The sequence below is a fragment of the Methylobacterium sp. Leaf113 genome (assembly GCF_001423325.1).
GTDB lineage: Bacteria > Pseudomonadota > Alphaproteobacteria > Rhizobiales > Beijerinckiaceae > Methylobacterium.
Genome location: NZ_LMNJ01000051.1, coordinates 73,500 through 89,148, shown reverse-complemented (window position 1 = coordinate 89,148; position 15,649 = coordinate 73,500). Strand labels below are relative to the sequence as shown.

The 15,649-nt window shown below is 66.4% G+C and carries 16 protein-coding genes; 12 read left to right on the top strand and 4 right to left on the bottom strand.

Annotation, left to right across the window (positions count from 1 at the left end; translation table 11 throughout):
- Positions 1-121 precede the first annotated feature (121 nt).
- Entirely contained in the window at positions 122-1,051 is a 930-nt protein-coding gene (locus tag ASF60_RS19995) for a histone deacetylase family protein (RefSeq protein WP_056189238.1), read from the bottom strand.
- Positions 1,052-1,248: 197 nt separating this feature from the next.
- Between ASF60_RS19995 and ASF60_RS19990 the strand changes: the two genes are divergently transcribed.
- From ASF60_RS19990 to ASF60_RS25855, 9 genes are all read left to right on the top strand, one after another.
- Positions 1,249-1,902: a L,D-transpeptidase gene (locus ASF60_RS19990; RefSeq protein WP_056189235.1), complete on the top strand. Its 654-nt coding sequence runs from the start codon at positions 1,249-1,251 to the stop codon at positions 1,900-1,902.
- Between the two features lie 168 nt (positions 1,903-2,070).
- Positions 2,071-2,508, top strand: coding sequence for a hypothetical protein (locus ASF60_RS19985; protein WP_056189233.1), 438 nt, complete (start codon positions 2,071-2,073; stop codon positions 2,506-2,508).
- 99 nt (positions 2,509-2,607) lie between these two features.
- Positions 2,608-3,888, top strand: coding sequence for a GGDEF domain-containing protein (locus tag ASF60_RS19980; RefSeq protein ID WP_056189230.1), 1,281 nt, complete (start codon positions 2,608-2,610; stop codon positions 3,886-3,888).
- Positions 3,889-4,022: 134 nt separating this feature from the next.
- Positions 4,023-6,026, top strand: a complete 2,004-nt coding sequence (locus ASF60_RS19975) for an acetyl-CoA carboxylase biotin carboxylase subunit (protein ID WP_056189226.1) — start codon at positions 4,023-4,025, stop codon at positions 6,024-6,026.
- Between the two features lie 77 nt (positions 6,027-6,103).
- A complete protein-coding gene (locus ASF60_RS19970; protein WP_056189223.1) occupies positions 6,104-6,535 on the top strand; it encodes a gamma-glutamylcyclotransferase in 432 nt (143 codons plus the stop codon).
- A 124-nt stretch (positions 6,536-6,659) separates the two neighbouring features.
- Positions 6,660-7,499 (top strand): formate/nitrite transporter family protein, encoded by an 840-nt coding sequence (locus ASF60_RS19965; RefSeq protein ID WP_056189220.1) that lies wholly within the window; start codon positions 6,660-6,662, stop codon positions 7,497-7,499.
- A gap of 15 nt (positions 7,500-7,514) precedes the next feature.
- Positions 7,515-7,799 carry an acylphosphatase gene (locus ASF60_RS19960; protein WP_056189218.1) on the top strand — a complete coding sequence of 95 codons (285 nt, stop codon included), beginning with the start codon at positions 7,515-7,517 and terminating at the stop codon, positions 7,797-7,799.
- Between the two features lie 114 nt (positions 7,800-7,913).
- Positions 7,914-8,636: a DUF599 domain-containing protein gene (locus ASF60_RS19955; protein WP_056189215.1), complete on the top strand. Its 723-nt coding sequence runs from the start codon at positions 7,914-7,916 to the stop codon at positions 8,634-8,636.
- 149 nt (positions 8,637-8,785) lie between these two features.
- The gene (locus ASF60_RS25855) at positions 8,786-9,046 is read left to right on the top strand and encodes a DUF3253 domain-containing protein (RefSeq protein ID WP_056189674.1); all 261 of its coding nucleotides are present in this window, start codon (positions 8,786-8,788) and stop codon (positions 9,044-9,046) included.
- Here ASF60_RS25855 and ASF60_RS19945 read toward each other — a convergent pair.
- Positions 9,004-9,846 carry a YdcF family protein gene (locus tag ASF60_RS19945; protein ID WP_056189672.1) on the bottom strand — a complete coding sequence of 281 codons (843 nt, stop codon included), beginning with the start codon at positions 9,844-9,846 and terminating at the stop codon, positions 9,004-9,006. The genes ASF60_RS25855 and ASF60_RS19945 overlap by 43 nt on opposite strands.
- A 223-nt stretch (positions 9,847-10,069) precedes the next feature.
- On the opposite strand from ASF60_RS19945, the gene ASF60_RS19940 reads away from it, so the two are divergent.
- Positions 10,070-10,372 carry a DUF6894 family protein gene (locus ASF60_RS19940; protein WP_244478520.1) on the top strand — a complete coding sequence of 101 codons (303 nt, stop codon included), beginning with the start codon at positions 10,070-10,072 and terminating at the stop codon, positions 10,370-10,372.
- A gap of 169 nt (positions 10,373-10,541) precedes the next feature.
- Here ASF60_RS19940 and ASF60_RS19935 read toward each other — a convergent pair whose 3' ends face one another.
- Complete coding sequence (locus ASF60_RS19935) at positions 10,542-11,975, bottom strand: mannose-1-phosphate guanylyltransferase/mannose-6-phosphate isomerase (protein ID WP_056189212.1); 1,434 nt, start codon at positions 11,973-11,975, stop codon at positions 10,542-10,544.
- A gap of 234 nt (positions 11,976-12,209) precedes the next feature.
- Entirely contained in the window at positions 12,210-12,497 is a 288-nt protein-coding gene (locus ASF60_RS19930) for a hypothetical protein (RefSeq protein WP_056189209.1), read from the bottom strand.
- 559 nt (positions 12,498-13,056) lie between these two features.
- Here ASF60_RS19930 and ASF60_RS19925 point away from each other — a divergent pair.
- Together ASF60_RS19925 and ASF60_RS19920 are read left to right on the top strand one after the other, a co-directional pair.
- Positions 13,057-13,389, top strand: a complete 333-nt coding sequence (locus ASF60_RS19925; protein WP_056189205.1) for a SelT/SelW/SelH family protein — start codon at positions 13,057-13,059, stop codon at positions 13,387-13,389.
- Between the two features lie 95 nt (positions 13,390-13,484).
- Positions 13,485-15,629, top strand: a complete 2,145-nt coding sequence (locus ASF60_RS19920) for a sensor histidine kinase (protein ID WP_056189668.1) — start codon at positions 13,485-13,487, stop codon at positions 15,627-15,629.
- Positions 15,630-15,649: the final 20 nt, after the last annotated feature.

The window sequence follows — 15,649 nt, the reverse complement described above, 5'->3', positions numbered from 1 at the left end:
GCGTCAAGCACCCGGTCCAAGCCTCGAATGCACGCGCCGAAGAGCGAGGCTTACGCCCGACCTTTCGGTTTCCCAGGTTCTTGCGAGTTTGAGGCGTAGCCCCCGCAGGCGGCGTGCTCCTTCACCGGCCCATCAGGGCGTCAACGTGAGCCGACACCGAAAGTCCCAGTCCCTTCAGGCTGTAGCCCCCCTCCAGTACGGAAACCACGCGGCTGCCTGCATGTCTGGCGGCGAGGTCCACGAGGCGGCGCGTCGCCCAGCCGAAATCGGCCTCGGTCAACTGGACATGCCCGAGCGGGTCGAGGTGGTGCGCATCGAACCCAGCCGAGATGATAACGAGGTCGGGCGCGAAGGCGTCGAGACGGCGCAGGATGCCGGCCTCGAAGACCTCGCGGAAGCGTTCGCTATCGTCGCCGGCGCGCAGGGGCACGTTGACGATGGTGTCGTGATTGCCGCGCTCGGACGCCGCCCCCGTGCCCGGGAAGAGCGGCATCTCGTGAGTCGATGCATACAGGACCGATTTGTCGTCCCAGAAGATGTCCTGGGTTCCGTTGCCGTGGTGGACGTCCCAATCGACAATCGCGACCCGGCTCGTCCCGTACGCCTCCCGGGCATGGCGGGCCGCGATGGCGGCGTTGTTGAACAGGCAGAACCCCATGGCGGTCATGCGCTCGGCATGGTGCCCCGGCGGGCGCATGGCCACGAAGGCGTTGGTGCACTCACCTGTCATGACGGCATCGACCGCATGGACCGCGCCGCCGACCCCGCGCAGCGCGGCTTCGAGGGTACCGGGCGACAGCAGGGTGTCGCCATCGATCTGGACGTAGCCGTCCATCGGCGACGCTTCGATGATCGCCTGGACGTAGGGGACGGGATGGACCAGGGCCGGAACGGAGGCGTCGGCCTTCGGCGCCAGCCCGCGCAGCAATCCCGCGAAGCGCTCGTCCTCCAGCGCCCGCTCGACGGCGCGGATGCGATCGGCCCGCTCGGGATGCCCTTCGGGCATGGCATGGTCGAGGGCGGACGGATGGCTCACGTACAGCGTCGTCACGGTCGTCCCTCCAATGGCGAACCTGTGCTGCGGCATTCCCGCAACACATGGTGCCAATGTATCACATCTTGCATGCGATCGTCGTGTTGGGATGCGCGTTCGGCCCTGGTTGTGCAAGACCTGATCCACCTAGAATCGATCGGGCCGCGTCACAGGTGGGCAGGTCGAAACCAGCCCTACCAAGACAGGCCCCACCCATGCGCACTCCCGCCATCGCCCTGCTGTTGAGTGCCCTGCTGCCCCTTGGGGCCTGCAACCCCCGGACGGCGGGGATCTCCACCGCACCGGCGACGGTCCAAGTCGCCGCGGTCACACCCGCGCCTGGCAGCGCCGCACCGATGGACCCCGTTGCCCGCGACAAGGCCTGGATGAAGCTGGCGCCAACGGCAATCGTCGATCCGAAGATCGCTCGCACCACCGTGGATTACCTGACTCGGGAAGCCCCCGGTACGGTCATCGTGGTTACCAAGGAGCGGCGCCTGTACTACGTGCTGCCGGACGGCAAGGCGGTGCGCTATCCCGTGGCGGTCGGCCATGCCGGCATGGCCTGGGCCGGGACGGCCAATGTCGATCGCAAGGGCGAGTGGCCCGATTGGAACCCGCCGCCCGAGATGCTGGCGCGCCGGCCCGACCTGCCGAAGCGCCTGGAAGGCGGACCGACCAGCCCCATCGGCGCACGGGCTCTGTACTTGGCCGAGGGCAGGAAGGACACGCTGTTCCGCATCCACGGCACCAACGAGCCCGAGAAGATCGGCCAGGCGGTGTCCTCGGGCTGTATCCGCATGCTCAACGACGATGTCGTCGACCTCTACGACCGCGTGCCGATCGGCGCGAAGGTGGTGGTGCGCTGAGGCGCAGTGTGGAAGGTCATCTTTTCGAAAGGCTCATTCGTGATCAGGCTTTAACCTGAACGTCGATTCAGATTTGGGCGTTAACTGCTTGAACGATGCCGTCCTGCATAGTCAAACCATCGACAGGGACACAGACCGGCCAAGACAAAGCCGGGGAGGCATCAAGACATGATCAACCTTTCGCTTCAGGTTTTCTGTAACCGTATCGTCGCCGCCGGCGCTATCACCGCCGCCGACGTCGTCGCGCTGACCCGCCACGTCCTTCCGGATGGCCTCACCAGCCGCGACGAGGCCGACATGCTGATCGCCCTCGACCGGGTCGTGACCGCGACCGATAAAGCCTTCGGGGATTACCTGACCGCCGCCGTGGTCGACTTCGCGGTCTGGGGCGAGCGTCCCACCGGCTACATCAACACCGAGCTGGCGTGCTGGCTGGTCAGCTCCCTGCGCGCCGGCAGCGGCCCGAGCCCCCTTGCAGCTCGGATCGCCCGCGAAGTGGTCCGCGAGGCCCAGGTGAGCGACGAAGCACTGATCGCATTCGCGCTGTCCGCGAAAACCGTTCGACAACACACGCATCCCGAGACATCTTTTGTTAAGGCGGCATGACTTATCCTGATACCGTGACCCGTTCAGGCCTTGACAGCAGGTGCTCGTCTCAACCCGGATTTCCTGATGAGGCAGTCGACAGTCGGAAAGGCAGCGAAGATGCGGGCCAGCCGATGGCGGGCGCCCATCGATGCCCTGGACCCCGCAGGACGAGCGGAACTGCTGACCGAGGTCGAAGCCGTCCTTGACGGCCGCATCCGCGACCTCACGCTGACGAAACGTCTCGAAGCCCTCTATCACAGCAGCACCTGGCACGAACGTGCCAAGCGTATTCGCTCATGGCTGATCTGGGTCGCGATCCTGAATACGCCCATCTTCGCCATCGACGTTCTGCAGAATCCCCGTATTTTCGAAGTGTCGCTCCTGTCGCACTTCATCTTCCTTCCGGTTATCTATGGTAGCTTGTGCTGGGCGATGACCCGGTTTCGGTCGCAAAAAGCCGAAAGTCTCATCCTGCCGGTCGCGGCCGTATCCCTGATGCTGATGTCCGGCGTCCTGGGCTACACCGGTGAGGGCGCAATCCCCGAGCGCTACCTGAGCGGTGGCTTGTTCGTCCTGGCGACCGGCTTGGTGATCTTTCCGGTTCGCCTCGTCTCGACCATCAGCGCCGCCGTCCTGGCCATCGGCATCTACGGGGCTTTCTGCCTCCGGAACCCGGCCATGGATCCCGTCATTCGGGCGACGATGGCGGTCTTCTACGGCGCCATACTCGGATGCCTGATCCCGGCGCGTCGGAGCATGAATATCCTCCATCGCCATTCCTTCATGCTCAGGCTGGAAGACCTGCTCAAGGCCGATCGATTGACCGAGATGAACACGCGCCTCGCGGTGCTGGCCGGGACCGACGACCTCACCGGTCTCGCCAATCGCCGCGCCATCCGGGGCCGTCTGGTCGATGCCTGGGCCGAGGCGGCACAGCGCGACGGCAGGCTCGGCGTCGCCCTGCTCGATATCGATCACTTCAAGCGATTCAACGATACCGCCGGACACGATGCGGGTGACCGCTGTCTCATCGCCGTTGCGGAGGCCATACGTCAGGCGATGCCGGCCCAGGCGGTGGTCGGTCGCTTCGGCGGCGAGGAATTCATAGCCGTTTTACGGGATGCGACGCCGGAGAGCCTTCTGGTATTGGGCGAGGTGATCCGCTGCGCCGTCTCGGACCTCGGCATGCCTCATCCGGGGCTCGAAGGCCGGCAGGTGGTCAGCGTCAGCGTCGGGATCGCGCTGGCGACACCCGACGACTCGACCAACTGGCCGGACAATTTGGTCAAGCACGCCGACATCGCCCTCTATCGCGCCAAGGCTAACGGCCGGAACCGCGTCGTGGCGGCCTGGGATGCGCAGGCGGCCATCTCGGCGCCGGCGCGGCAGATGGCGTGAACACAATTCACGGTTCAACGGGCGCCTCACGGTTCGGTCTGCTTCCCGAAGCCGCATAACTGCTTTATCGGAGACAAGCTTGGGCGCCGACCGCGCCTCGATGTTTACCGTTTGAATACAGAGTGCGCGGATCAATGTTCGAGAAAATCCTGATCGCGAACCGTGGCGAGATCGCCTGTCGCATCATCAAGACCGCCCGCCGCATGGGCATCAAGACCGTGGCGGTCTACTCGGATGCCGACCGCGATGCCGTGCACGTCGCCATGGCCGACGAGGCGGTGCATATCGGGCCCGCGCCGGCGGCACAGTCCTACCTGCTGATCGACAAGATCATCGAGGCCTGCAAGCAGACCGGCGCCCAAGCCGTGCATCCGGGCTACGGCTTCCTATCCGAGCGCGAATCCTTCCCGCGCGCTCTGGAGGCGGCCGGCATCGTCTTCATCGGTCCGAACCCAGGCGCGATCGCCGCGATGGGTGACAAGATTGAGTCGAAGAAGGCGGCGTCCGCCGCCAACGTCTCCACCGTTCCGGGCTTCCTCGGGGTGATCGAGAGCCCCGAGCACGCGGTGACGATCGCGGACGAGATCGGCTATCCGGTCATGATCAAGGCGTCGGCCGGCGGCGGCGGCAAGGGCATGCGCATCGCCCATTCCTCGTCGGAGGTCGCCGAGGGCTTCGCCCGTGCCAAATCGGAAGCTGCTTCGTCCTTCGGCGACGATCGCGTCTTCGTGGAAAAATTCATCACCGATCCGCGCCACATCGAGATCCAGGTGATCGGCGACAAGCACGGGAACGTGATTTACCTCGGCGAGCGCGAGTGCTCGATCCAGCGACGTAACCAGAAGGTTATCGAGGAGGCGCCGTCGCCACTTCTCGACGAGGCCACGCGCCGGAAGATGGGCGAGCAGGCCGTCGCCCTCGCCAAGGCGGTGAGCTACGATTCCGCCGGCACGGTCGAGTTCGTCGCCGGCCAGGACAAATCGTTCTACTTCCTCGAAATGAACACCCGCCTGCAGGTGGAGCATCCCGTCACCGAGATGATCACCGGGCTCGACCTCGTCGAGATGATGATCCGGGTCGCGGCCGGTGAGACGCTTCCGCTCGCGCAAACCGATGTGAAGCTGAATGGCTGGGCCGTCGAGAGCCGCGTCTATGCCGAGGACCCGACCCGCAACTTCCTGCCCTCGATCGGCCGTCTCACCACCTATCGGCCGCCGGCCGAGGGCGAGTTCGGCGGCGCCATCGTCCGCAACGACACCGGCGTGGAGGAGGGCGGCGAGATCGCGATCCACTACGATCCGATGATCGCCAAGCTGGTGACCTGGGCGCCGACACGGGCCGAGGCCATCGAATCGCAGGGCGAAGCCCTCGACGCCTTCGCCATCGAGGGCATCCGCCACAACATTCCGTTCCTGGCGGCCCTGATGGCCCATCCGCGCTGGCGTTCGGGCAACATCTCCACCGGCTTCATCGCCGAGGAGTTTCCCGAGGGCTTCGTCGCCCCCGATCCGAAGGGCGCCGTCGCCCAGCGCATGGCGGCGGCCGCGGCGGCCATCGACCACAAGATGAACCAGCGCAAGCGCGGGATCTCCGGCCAGATGCGCGATCCCGCCCTGCTGCATTTCGAGCGCGACCGCATCGTCGTGCTGGCCGGCGAATCCTACCCGGTCACCGTCGACGCCGTCGGCGGTACGCTGCTGGTGACGGGCGAGGACGGCACCACCTGGACGGTGTCCAGCGAGTGGCGTCCCGGCGAGCCGGTCTGGCAGGGCGAGATCGCCGGCACCCGTGTCGCCATGCAGGTGCGTGGCCTCCTCAACGGCGTCGCTCTGCAGCATGCGGGCGCGGCGGCCGAGGCCCGCGTCTACACCCGGCGTGAAGCGGCGCTGGCAGCCCTGATGCCGATCAAGGAGGATGCAGGCTCCGGCAAGCAGGTGCTCTGCCCGATGCCCGGTCTGGTGAAGGCGATCCTGGTGAAGGAAGGCCAGGAGGTGAAGAACGGCGAGCCGCTGGCCATCGTCGAAGCGATGAAGATGGAGAATGTCCTGCGTGCCGAGCGCGACGCAACCGTCTCCAAGATCTCCGCCAAGGAAGGTGACAGCCTTGCCGTCGACGCGGTGATCCTCGAATTCGCCTGAGGTATCGCTGAGCCGCACCGTGCACCCTCCTCCATTCGGGGAGGGCGCACGGTCGGGACGGACGCCAGGAACGGTCGATGCCCCTCTACTTCGCCTACGGTGCGAACATGGATGCCGCCGCGATGGCGGCGCGGTGCCCACGCTCGACGCTGATCGGGCAGGGACGGCTCAACCGGCACCGCTTCATCATCATGCGCGAGGGCTACGCCTCGGTGGTGCGTGACCCGCGTGCGACCGTGTTCGGAATCCTGTGGGACCTGTCCCTCGGAGACGTGCCGGCCCTGGACCGCTACGAGGGCGTCGCGGCCGGCCTCTACATCAAGGCGATGCAGCCGGTCTCGATGCAGGGCGGCGCGAAGCGGGCACTGATTTATCTCGGCGGCAGCAGCGCTACGGGCGCGCCCCGTCCGGGCTACCTGGAGGCGGTCATCGCGGCTGCATCGGCGGCGCAACTGCCGCCAGCCTACTGCGCCGAGTTGAAGACTTGGCAGCGTGGCCGCGCAGGGTAGGGCGCCGGCACGGAATGTTTCGCAGGGCCGCGTCGGTCTTGGATCGCACCATCGCCCTGCGTAATCGTAGTTTGGCCTTCCCCTTGCGTCGAGCGTCCTCAAAACACATTGAGGAAATCTGCCGATGGACTTCGTAAAACCTGCCGACATGGCCGCCGCGATGAGTGAGGCCGGTGTCGTACGCGCGGATCTGTCGATTCGGGACATGCTGGTGCGCGGCATGATGGCCGGCGCGCTGCTCGGGATCGCCACCAGCCTCGCGCTCACCGGTGCCGTTCAGAGCGGCGTTCCCTTCGTGGGCGCCATCGTGTTCCCCGTCGGTTTCGTGATGATCGTTTGCTTGGGCCTCGAACTCTGCACAGGGAATTTCGGCATCCTGGCGCTGTCCTTCATGGAGGGGCGGATCGGCTTTCGGCCGATGATGCGCAACTTCGCCTGGGGCTTCGTCGGCAATCTCGTCGGCAGCGTTCTCTACGCCGTGCTTCTGGTCATCGCCCTCACCAATGCCTGGCACACGCCGCCGGCCGGTGTGGCGCAGAAGATCATCGACATCACCCTGTCGAAGACGGTCGCCTACGAGACTCTCGGCAGCGCCGGCATGCTGACCTGCTTCGTGAAGGCCATGCTGTGCAACTGGATGGTCTGCCTCGGCGTCACCATGTCGATGATGTCGACCTCGACCTTCGGCAAGATCCTGGGTGCCTGGCTGCCGATCTTTCTCTTCTTCGCGCAGGGCTTTGAACACGCCGTCGTCAACATGTTCATGATTCCGGCGGGCATGATGCTCGGGGCACACGTCTCGTTCGAGCAATGGTGGGTGTGGAATCAGATTCCCGTTACGCTCGGCAACTTCGTCGGTGGCGTGCTCTTCATCTCGGTGGCGTGGTATCTCACTTTCCGCAGCGGAACGGCTCAGCCGGCCCCGCTCGCGAGGCCGCGCGCGGGCGGGATCGTCGCGCGCTGAGAGTCGGAGCAGGTGATGGAGACCCCCGAGATCCGAACCGTTGACGTGATCATCCGCGGACGGGTCCAGGGGGTCGGCTACCGGATGTGGACGCGTCGCGAGGCCGGCCGTCTCGGCTTGGCCGGTCATGTCCGCAACCGGGCGGACGGCTCGGTCGAGGCACGCTTCTGTGGTCGACCCGACACCATCGACCGGATGCTGGAGGCCTGCCGGACTGGACCACCGGGCTCACGCGTGAATGAGGTTGCGGTGACGGATCGCACCGATGCGGTGGTCGAGGTCGGTTTCGCGATTCGGTGACGTTCGAGGCCGGTCGGCGCGGGTACGGTCCGGCAGCGCTGGACAGGGCGGCGGAAACCGCGCTAGCGCCCGGGGGCGAGGCGCCCCCGACCCGGTCGTCGAAGAGCGGACGCGATGCTGACCCCCGACTTCTCCTATCTCGACCTCGCGGCGCTCTGCTACTTCGTGGCCGCCTGGGCCGGATACGGCGTCGCCGTGGCGCGGATGCGCGGGCGCCGCACCAGTCTCAGCCAGATCATGAACGCCCAGCGGGCGGAATGGACGCGCCAACTCATCGAGCGCGACAACCGCGTGGTCGACACCACCATCAACGCCTCGCTGCAGAACGGAACCGCCTTCTTTGCCTCCACGTCGCTGATTGCCCTCGGGGGTGTGCTCACCCTGTCGCGCTCGGGCGACGACGTGCTCACGCTGTTCGGGGCTCTGCCGTTCGGAGCCATCGCCTCGCGGGTGACCTGGGAGATCAAGGTCGCGGGGCTGGCTGTGGTGTTCGTCTATGCCTTCTTCAAGTTTTCCTGGGCCTACCGGCTGTTCAACTACGGCGCGATCCTGCTCGGCGCGGTCCCGCCGAAAGGGTCGAGCGCGACAGCGGAGCAGATGCAGCGTGCGGCGCGCAAGGCCGCCGCCATGAATATCGCTGCGGGCAGTCACTTCGCTCGCGGCCAGCGGGCTTTCTTCTTCGCCTTGGCTTATCTCGGCTGGTTCATCAGCCCATGGCTGCTCGTTCTCACCACCACGGCCGTCGTCCTGGTGATGTGGCGCCGGCAATTCGCTTCGCGAATTCGCGCCGCCCTGCTAGCGGAAGACGACGGGACAGGGCAGGGGTGGCAGCCATGACGATACCGAAGAAGCCGACGCGCCAGCGCACATCCTCACCCAAGAAGCTGGCGGCCGAGCCGGCTGCCAAAACCGCCGTGAAACCGGCGGTCAAACCGACGCCCAAGGTTTCGGGCCGTCCCGAGCGGAAGGGGCCGTCCGAGGACCTCATCGCGGAGACAATCCTGCGCCTCGTAGCGGCCCGCGATGTCGGCAAGACGGTTTGCCCATCGGAAGTGGCGCGGGAACTCGGCGGCTCGCAACCCGAGGCGTGGAGCCCGCTGATGCAGCCGATCCGCCGCATCGCGGTGCGCATGACCAAGGCCGGACAGGTCGCGATCCTGCGCAAGGGCAAGGCCGTCGAGGACCCCGATGATTTCCGCGGCGTCTACCGGCTCGGCGCGGTCGCCTCGGTCGCGGACGGCGCCTGAGGCGCCTGAGGCGCCGGCAACCACGCGTCGGTGTAGCCGGCGAGCCGATAGGCCGTGAGGCCGATCCACTCCTTGGTCACCAGATCGAGAAGGGCCAGTCCTTCCGACGCGAACCCGTTTATGCGCCAGATGTCGTCCCAGCCGCCGGTGCGGTAATCGACCGGATAAGCGGTGATGTCGAAGCCGGCCTGCCGGAAGCAGCCGACGGCACGAGGCATGTGCCAGGCCGACGTGACGAGGAGCCAGCGCTCGTCGGGCTTCGGCTTGACCATGTCGGCGGTGAACAGGGCGTTCTCCCACGTGTTGCGCGATCGATCCTCCAGGATCAGTCGCGTCCGCGGCAGGCCTGTGGAATCGGCGTACCGGCTGACGGTCTCCGCCTCGGACGGTTTTCTATTCACCAAGCTGCCGCTGCCCCCGGTGAAGACGAGCCGGGTCGTCGGATAGCGCCGGGCCAGATCCGCCATCGCGATCTGGCGCTCGGCGGCATCGTTCAGGACGAGCTGACCACGCTCGCCCGAGAGCCGCGTTTCGATCGCACCGCCCAGCACGATGATCCCAGCGACCGGTCTGCCATCGTCGACGAAAGCCGGAAAGCGCTCTTCCAGGGGAAGGGCGACGGTGACGGCGAGAGGAGAGAGCCCCGCGATGAGGAGGAATAGCCCGGCGACGGCCGCCAATCCGAAACCGAATCGCCGCGATCCGGATGCGCCGAAACCGAGCCCGACGAGCATCAGGAGCACGAGCGCATTCGAGGGTGTCACCACGAAAAACAACAGCTTCGAAAGCGGAAAGAACATGAGGCGCAGCCGGACCACACAAGAAGGATGCGCTTGATAGCGCAGGGGTCGACGGCCTGTCCGCCGTCACGGTTTCGGATGGCCGCTTTCTCCGACGGGCGATACAGACCCGCGACACTGGCGGCAGATTGCGTCGATCAGGGCGCCGACAAATCTGTCCGGGAGGCGACCTAAGTCGACAGCACCAATTGCGCTCGGTGCTCGAACAGCCTAGGTTAATCATATGGAGTGGGATAAATTCCCACGGGTGTTATTGTCTATGCCGCGCTTCTTTATTGATCTTCATGACGGAGCCAATTTCGTCAAGGACAATGTTGGCTTCGAATTGGCTGATGAGAGCGCAGTGCGCAGCAAGCTTGTACGCATCATGGCCAAGATCGCGCAAGAGTTCGGCACCGAGACCGAGCGCCAGGACTATCTTGCGATCGTAAGGGGGGAGGGGGCGCAGGTTCTCTACCGCGCTCATTTGTCCCTAGACATCCAGCAAGTCGACGGTTCCGTCGAGGTTACTTCAACCGAGTCTTGAGCTTCCCGTTTAGACAACAAGTTAACCGAACGTCTGCGGAGCGAGGCCGCACGCAGATCCTCCGGGCGCCGCTTGACGGCACCGGAGGGCCGAGCCCGCTCAGGCTGTCGGACGCCGATGGCGCCTGTCACAGTCTGAGCCCGATGCCGCCGCGTCGGTCCCGACCGTACTAGCGGCCGTAGATGTCCTCGACGCGGATGATGTCGTCCTCGCCGGTATAGGAGCCGACCTGAACCTCGATGAGTTCCAGGGGGATCTTGCCGGGGTTGGTGAGGCGGTGCATCGAGCCGATCGGCAGGTAGATCGCCTCGTTTTCGTGCACCAGCACCACGGACTCGTTCAAGGTCACCTCGGCGGTGCCCTTCACCACGACCCAGTGCTCGGCGCGGTGGAAGTGCTTCTGCAGCGACAGCCGACCGCCGGGCGTGACCATGATCCGCTTGACCTGGAAACGCTCGCCGATGTCGATGCGCTGGTACCAGCCCCAGGGCCGGTACATCCGCCGATGGGCATCCGCCTCCGGGTGAGCCTTGTCGCGCAAGCGGGTGACGAGGTCCTTCACCTGTCCGGAGCGCGCCTTCGAGGTCACCAGGACGGCGTCCGGCGTGGTGACCACGACGACGTCGTCGAGGCCGACGACCGTGGTCAGGTGCTCGCCCTCGCTGTGGATCAGGCTGCCATGGGTGTCGATGGTCTCGACCCGTCCGCGCACCGCATTGCCGTCGGAATCATGCGCGAGCACGTCCCAGACCGCATCCCAGGTGCCGACATCCGACCAGGGGAAGGACACCGGCCGGACACCGGCCCGGCCCGTACGCTCCATCACGGCGTAGTCGATCGAGGTCTTGGGCGCCCGGCCGAAGGCCGCCGCATCGAGCCGGACGAAGTCGAGGTCGATCACGGCGGCATCGAGGGCGGCCCGCGTGGCGGCCAGGATCTCGGGCGCGTAGGTCTCGAGTTCGGCCAGCATCACGTCGGCCCGGAACAGGAAGTAGCCAGAATTCCATAACGCCCCCTCGTCGATGAGCCGCAGGGCGCCGTCGCGGTCCGGCTTTTCGACGAAGCGCTCGACCTTGTGGTTGCCCTCGCCCCCCGCGAGAGCGGCGCCGACGCGAATGTAGCCGTAGCCGGTGGCGGGCGCGGTCGGGGTGATGCCGAGGGTCATGATGGCCCCCGCGCGGGCACCGGCGGCGGCGGCCCTGGCCGCCTCCACGAAGGCGGCCGCGTCGCCAATGACGTGGTCGGCGGCCATGATGAGCACGATCGCCTCCGGATCGCGCCGGGCGGCATGCAGGGTCGCGACCGCGACGGCAGCGGCCGAATCCCGGCGCTCCGGTTCGAGGATGATGTCCGCCGCGATGCCCACATGCTGCAACTGCTCGGCGACGATGAAGCGGGCATCGCTGCTGGTGAGGATGGCGGGTCGCGAGAAGACCGAGCCGTCACCGAGGCGCAGGGCGGTATCCTGGAACGTCGAGGAATCCGGATTGACCAGCGGCGTGAACTGCTTGGGCATGCTCTCGCGCGAGGCGGGCCAGAGCCGCGTGCCGGAGCCGCCACAGAGAATCACCGGATGGATCAACGCGTTGGCGTGCTGCGACATTTCACCATTCATCCCGAAAAATCTGCCTATCGTGGATCGAAGAAATCCGCGCAGATCGCACTGCAACAATAACGTGCTCTACCAGTTCAAAGACCAGTTCGCCACCACGGGCACCAGCGCAAAACCATCGATCACGATTAATGATCGATGCAGCGTTTGGGGGTCGACTTCCCGAAAACACAATCGTCGCCGGGGAAGCTTCCAGGGCCGGCGTCCGCTGGTCCGGCACAAACGTCAGCGCCGTGGCTTCACCGCCTTGCGGACGCCCGCTTGTGGGCGACCGATCGGCAGGCGTGGCGTTTGCGCGGCAAGGGCCGTCCGGGCAATCTCCTGCGGCCGAGGGGCCCCGCTGGCGATCCGCTTCAGCGCTTCGGCCATTTCCTCGATCATCTGAGCCGATTCGCCCTCCAGGGTCTCCTCGGCCTTGATGCCGTTCAGTTCGGGCGCGATCTCCTCGGCGGCCTCGCGAAGTTCCGCGACGAGTTCCGCCGGCGACCAGCGGGGATAGGACGTCTGTGACATTCCCTGATCATGCCAGGGTGTCGGAGACTCGACAACGGCGGTGGAACGCCAGAGCAAGGAAAACGCGGACGCTCGGCTCTCCGAGAGGGCGGATTGTCGTGCATGGAAATGGCGCGTCCGGAAGCGCGGCGAACCATCTCGATGGAGCGATTGATCGGCTGATGCCAAGACCGAGGCTAACACCGATGCCAAGAGGGGGCTGGCCGAGTTGTCGGGCGTTCCGCGTCGGCCTCTGTTCCCGTCCACCGGGCTGACACTGGGCGGGTTCGGTCGGCGCCGATCGCGCGAGGATACTCTTGTCAGGCCAGCACTGTCGGGAAGCAGCATGCTGTTCGCGGATGGATCGAAGCAGCACCTCCCTCGCCGGCTCGGCCCCCTGTCCGTCATCCGTCATCGATGATCGGTTTCTGACGGCGCGTGCCGGCTAAGCACGCCCGATCCGAGTGACCGCCTCCGAGCGATCTGCCGCGTCGGATGAAGACCTTGCATGCGCCGCAACCGCGTCCCGGGCTGTCGTCATAGTTGACAACGTGGGACGGATTGGTCGCTTTACCGACCCATGGACGAAACGCGACGCCCATCGCCCGAGAAGCTGCGGGTTTCGATCACGTACTGCACGCAGTGCCAATGGTTGCTGCGTGCGGGATGGATGGCGCAGGAACTGCTCTCGACCTTTCGCGACGATCTCGGTGAAGTCGCGCTGATTCCAGGCAGCGGCGGCACGTTCGTCATCCTGTGCGGAACGGAATTGATTTGGGACCGGACCCGCGATGGCGGCTTCCCGGAGATCAAGGTTCTCAAGCAGCGCGTGCGGGATTGCCTCGCCCCGGGTCGGGATCTTGGCCACATCGATCGCCGGAAAGACGATCGCCCGCCTGCGGATCCCGCATGAGCGATCGTACCCCGAAGGATCCGGTGACAGCGCGCGGTTCGGCGACGGGTGATCCGGGGGGACGTCCCAGGTGGTGGCCCCGCTCCGTGGCCGCAGTGATCGACCGGGTCCGTCACCGCGGGTTCTCGACACAGGTCTACCTGGTCGCCTTGGTGGTGGCGCTGATCGGGCCGGGCCTTCTCTTCACCGCGATTCTCCTCGTCCGCTATGCCGGCACCGAGCGGGCGCGCTTCGAGCAGGATGCCCGTGAGAAGGTGCGGGGTATCGCCCTCTCGGTCGACCGCGACACCGCCGGCCTCGTCTCCGTGCTGCAGACCTTGGCGACCTCGCCGCGGCTCAAGGACGGCGAGTTCGACAGCTTCGACGCCCAGGCCCGGCTCGTGCGCGATACGGTCGGCCTGGAGATCCTCCTGCGGCGCCCCGACGGACAGCAGGTCGTCAACACGGCGGTCCGGCGCGGCGCGCCCCTGCCGCGCACCGGGCTTCCCTTCGATCGCGAAGTCGCCTCCGGGGCCCAGCGGGCGATCGTCTCAGGGTTCATCAAGGGCATGAAAGCGGACGACGCGACCTATGCGGTCGCGGTGCCGGTGCTCAATGCGGGCAATGTCAGCCACATCCTCAGCTTCTCGGTCCCGGTTGGGCGATTGGACAGCCTCGTCGCCCGGGAGACCGTCGACGGCTGGACCACCGGGTTGTCGGACCGCGACGGCATCATCCTGGCTCGCGTCCCCGACCGCGACACCCTCGTCGGGTCGATGCGCCTGGGCAGCCTGCGCCAAAACCAGACGGCGACGCAGGGAGTCTGGGACGGCAAGGATCAGGGCAGGAAGCCGGTCACGGTCGTGGAGGCGCGCTCGCGCCTAACCGGATGGACGGCGGCGGCGATCATTCCGCAGGCCCTGGTGGAGGCGCGCCTGCGCAACTGGATCTGGGCCTTCTGTGGATTCGGCCTGATCGTCCTGGCAACCTCGTCGATGCTCGCGGTTCACCTGTGGTCACGGGTATCTCGGCCCCTGCGCCGGCTTGCCGCCACGGGACCGGCCTTGGCGCGCGGCGAGGTCATCCCGCGCATCACCTCGCCGATCCACGAAATCCGGCGTCTCGGTGATGTCCTCGCCGAAGCCTCGCAGCGTCTACGCCTGCGCAGCGACGAGCGCGACCGGGCGCTCGCGGAAACGGAGCGGGGCCTGAGCGCCCTGCGCGAGAGCGAAGCGCGGTTCCGGCACATGGCGGATTCGGCGCCGGCCCTGATCTGGATGACCGACGAGGCGGCCCAGATCAGCTTCGCCAACATGCACTTCGACCACATGTTCGGCGGCCAGACGGCGGCCGAACTCAGCGGGGAGAACTGGCAGCGCATCATCTTCGCGGACGATTTCGAGGCCTTCACCCGACGGTTCAACGACGCCTTCGCGGCACGGGTGCCGTTCCAGGCCGACGTGCGGGTGATCGACCGGGACGGGGTGGTGCGCTGGCTCCGCTGCGAGGGCGTGCCGCGCACGGACGATACCGGCAACTTCCTCGGCTATACCGGCTGCAACGTCGACATCACCGATGCCAAGCGCGCCGCCGAGCACCAGCAGCTCCTCATTCATGAGCTGAACCATCGGGTGAAGAACACCCTGGCCACCGTGCAATCGATCGCCGGCCAATCCCTGCGCAGACTGGACGGGCCGGAAGCCACCGCCGCCCGCGCGGCCTTCGAGGCGCGGCTCCTGGCGCTGGCCCGGGTCCACAATGTCCTGACCCGCGAAAATTGGGACGGGGCCGAGCTGGGAACGGTCGTCTCCGATGCCATCGCGCCCCTGGACAGCGGGGAAGGACAACGGTCGCGCTTCATCGCCTCCGGTCCGACTCTCCGCCTGCCGCCGCGCCTCGCTTTGTCGATCGCGATGGCGCTGCACGAACTCGGGACCAATGCGGTCAAGTACGGGGCGCTGTCGCAGGAAGGCGGCACCGTCACCATCGCGTGGTCGGTCGAGCGCCTGACCGAAACCCGCCTGACCCTGAAATGGACCGAGGACGGCGGTCCGCCCGTCGTGCCGCCGAGCCGGACCGGTTTCGGATCGCGGCTGATCGAACGCAGCCTGGCGCGCGAACTCGATGGTACGGTCCAACTCGCGTTCGCCCCGACCGGCGTCGTGTGCACGATCGAAGCTCCCGTTCCGCCGCCGACCCTTCTGGAGCGGAAGGTCGATCTGATCGGTCCCCGCGAGGTCCCGCTGTCCCGCTCGGCCTGACCGGGAACGGGAGACCGTGC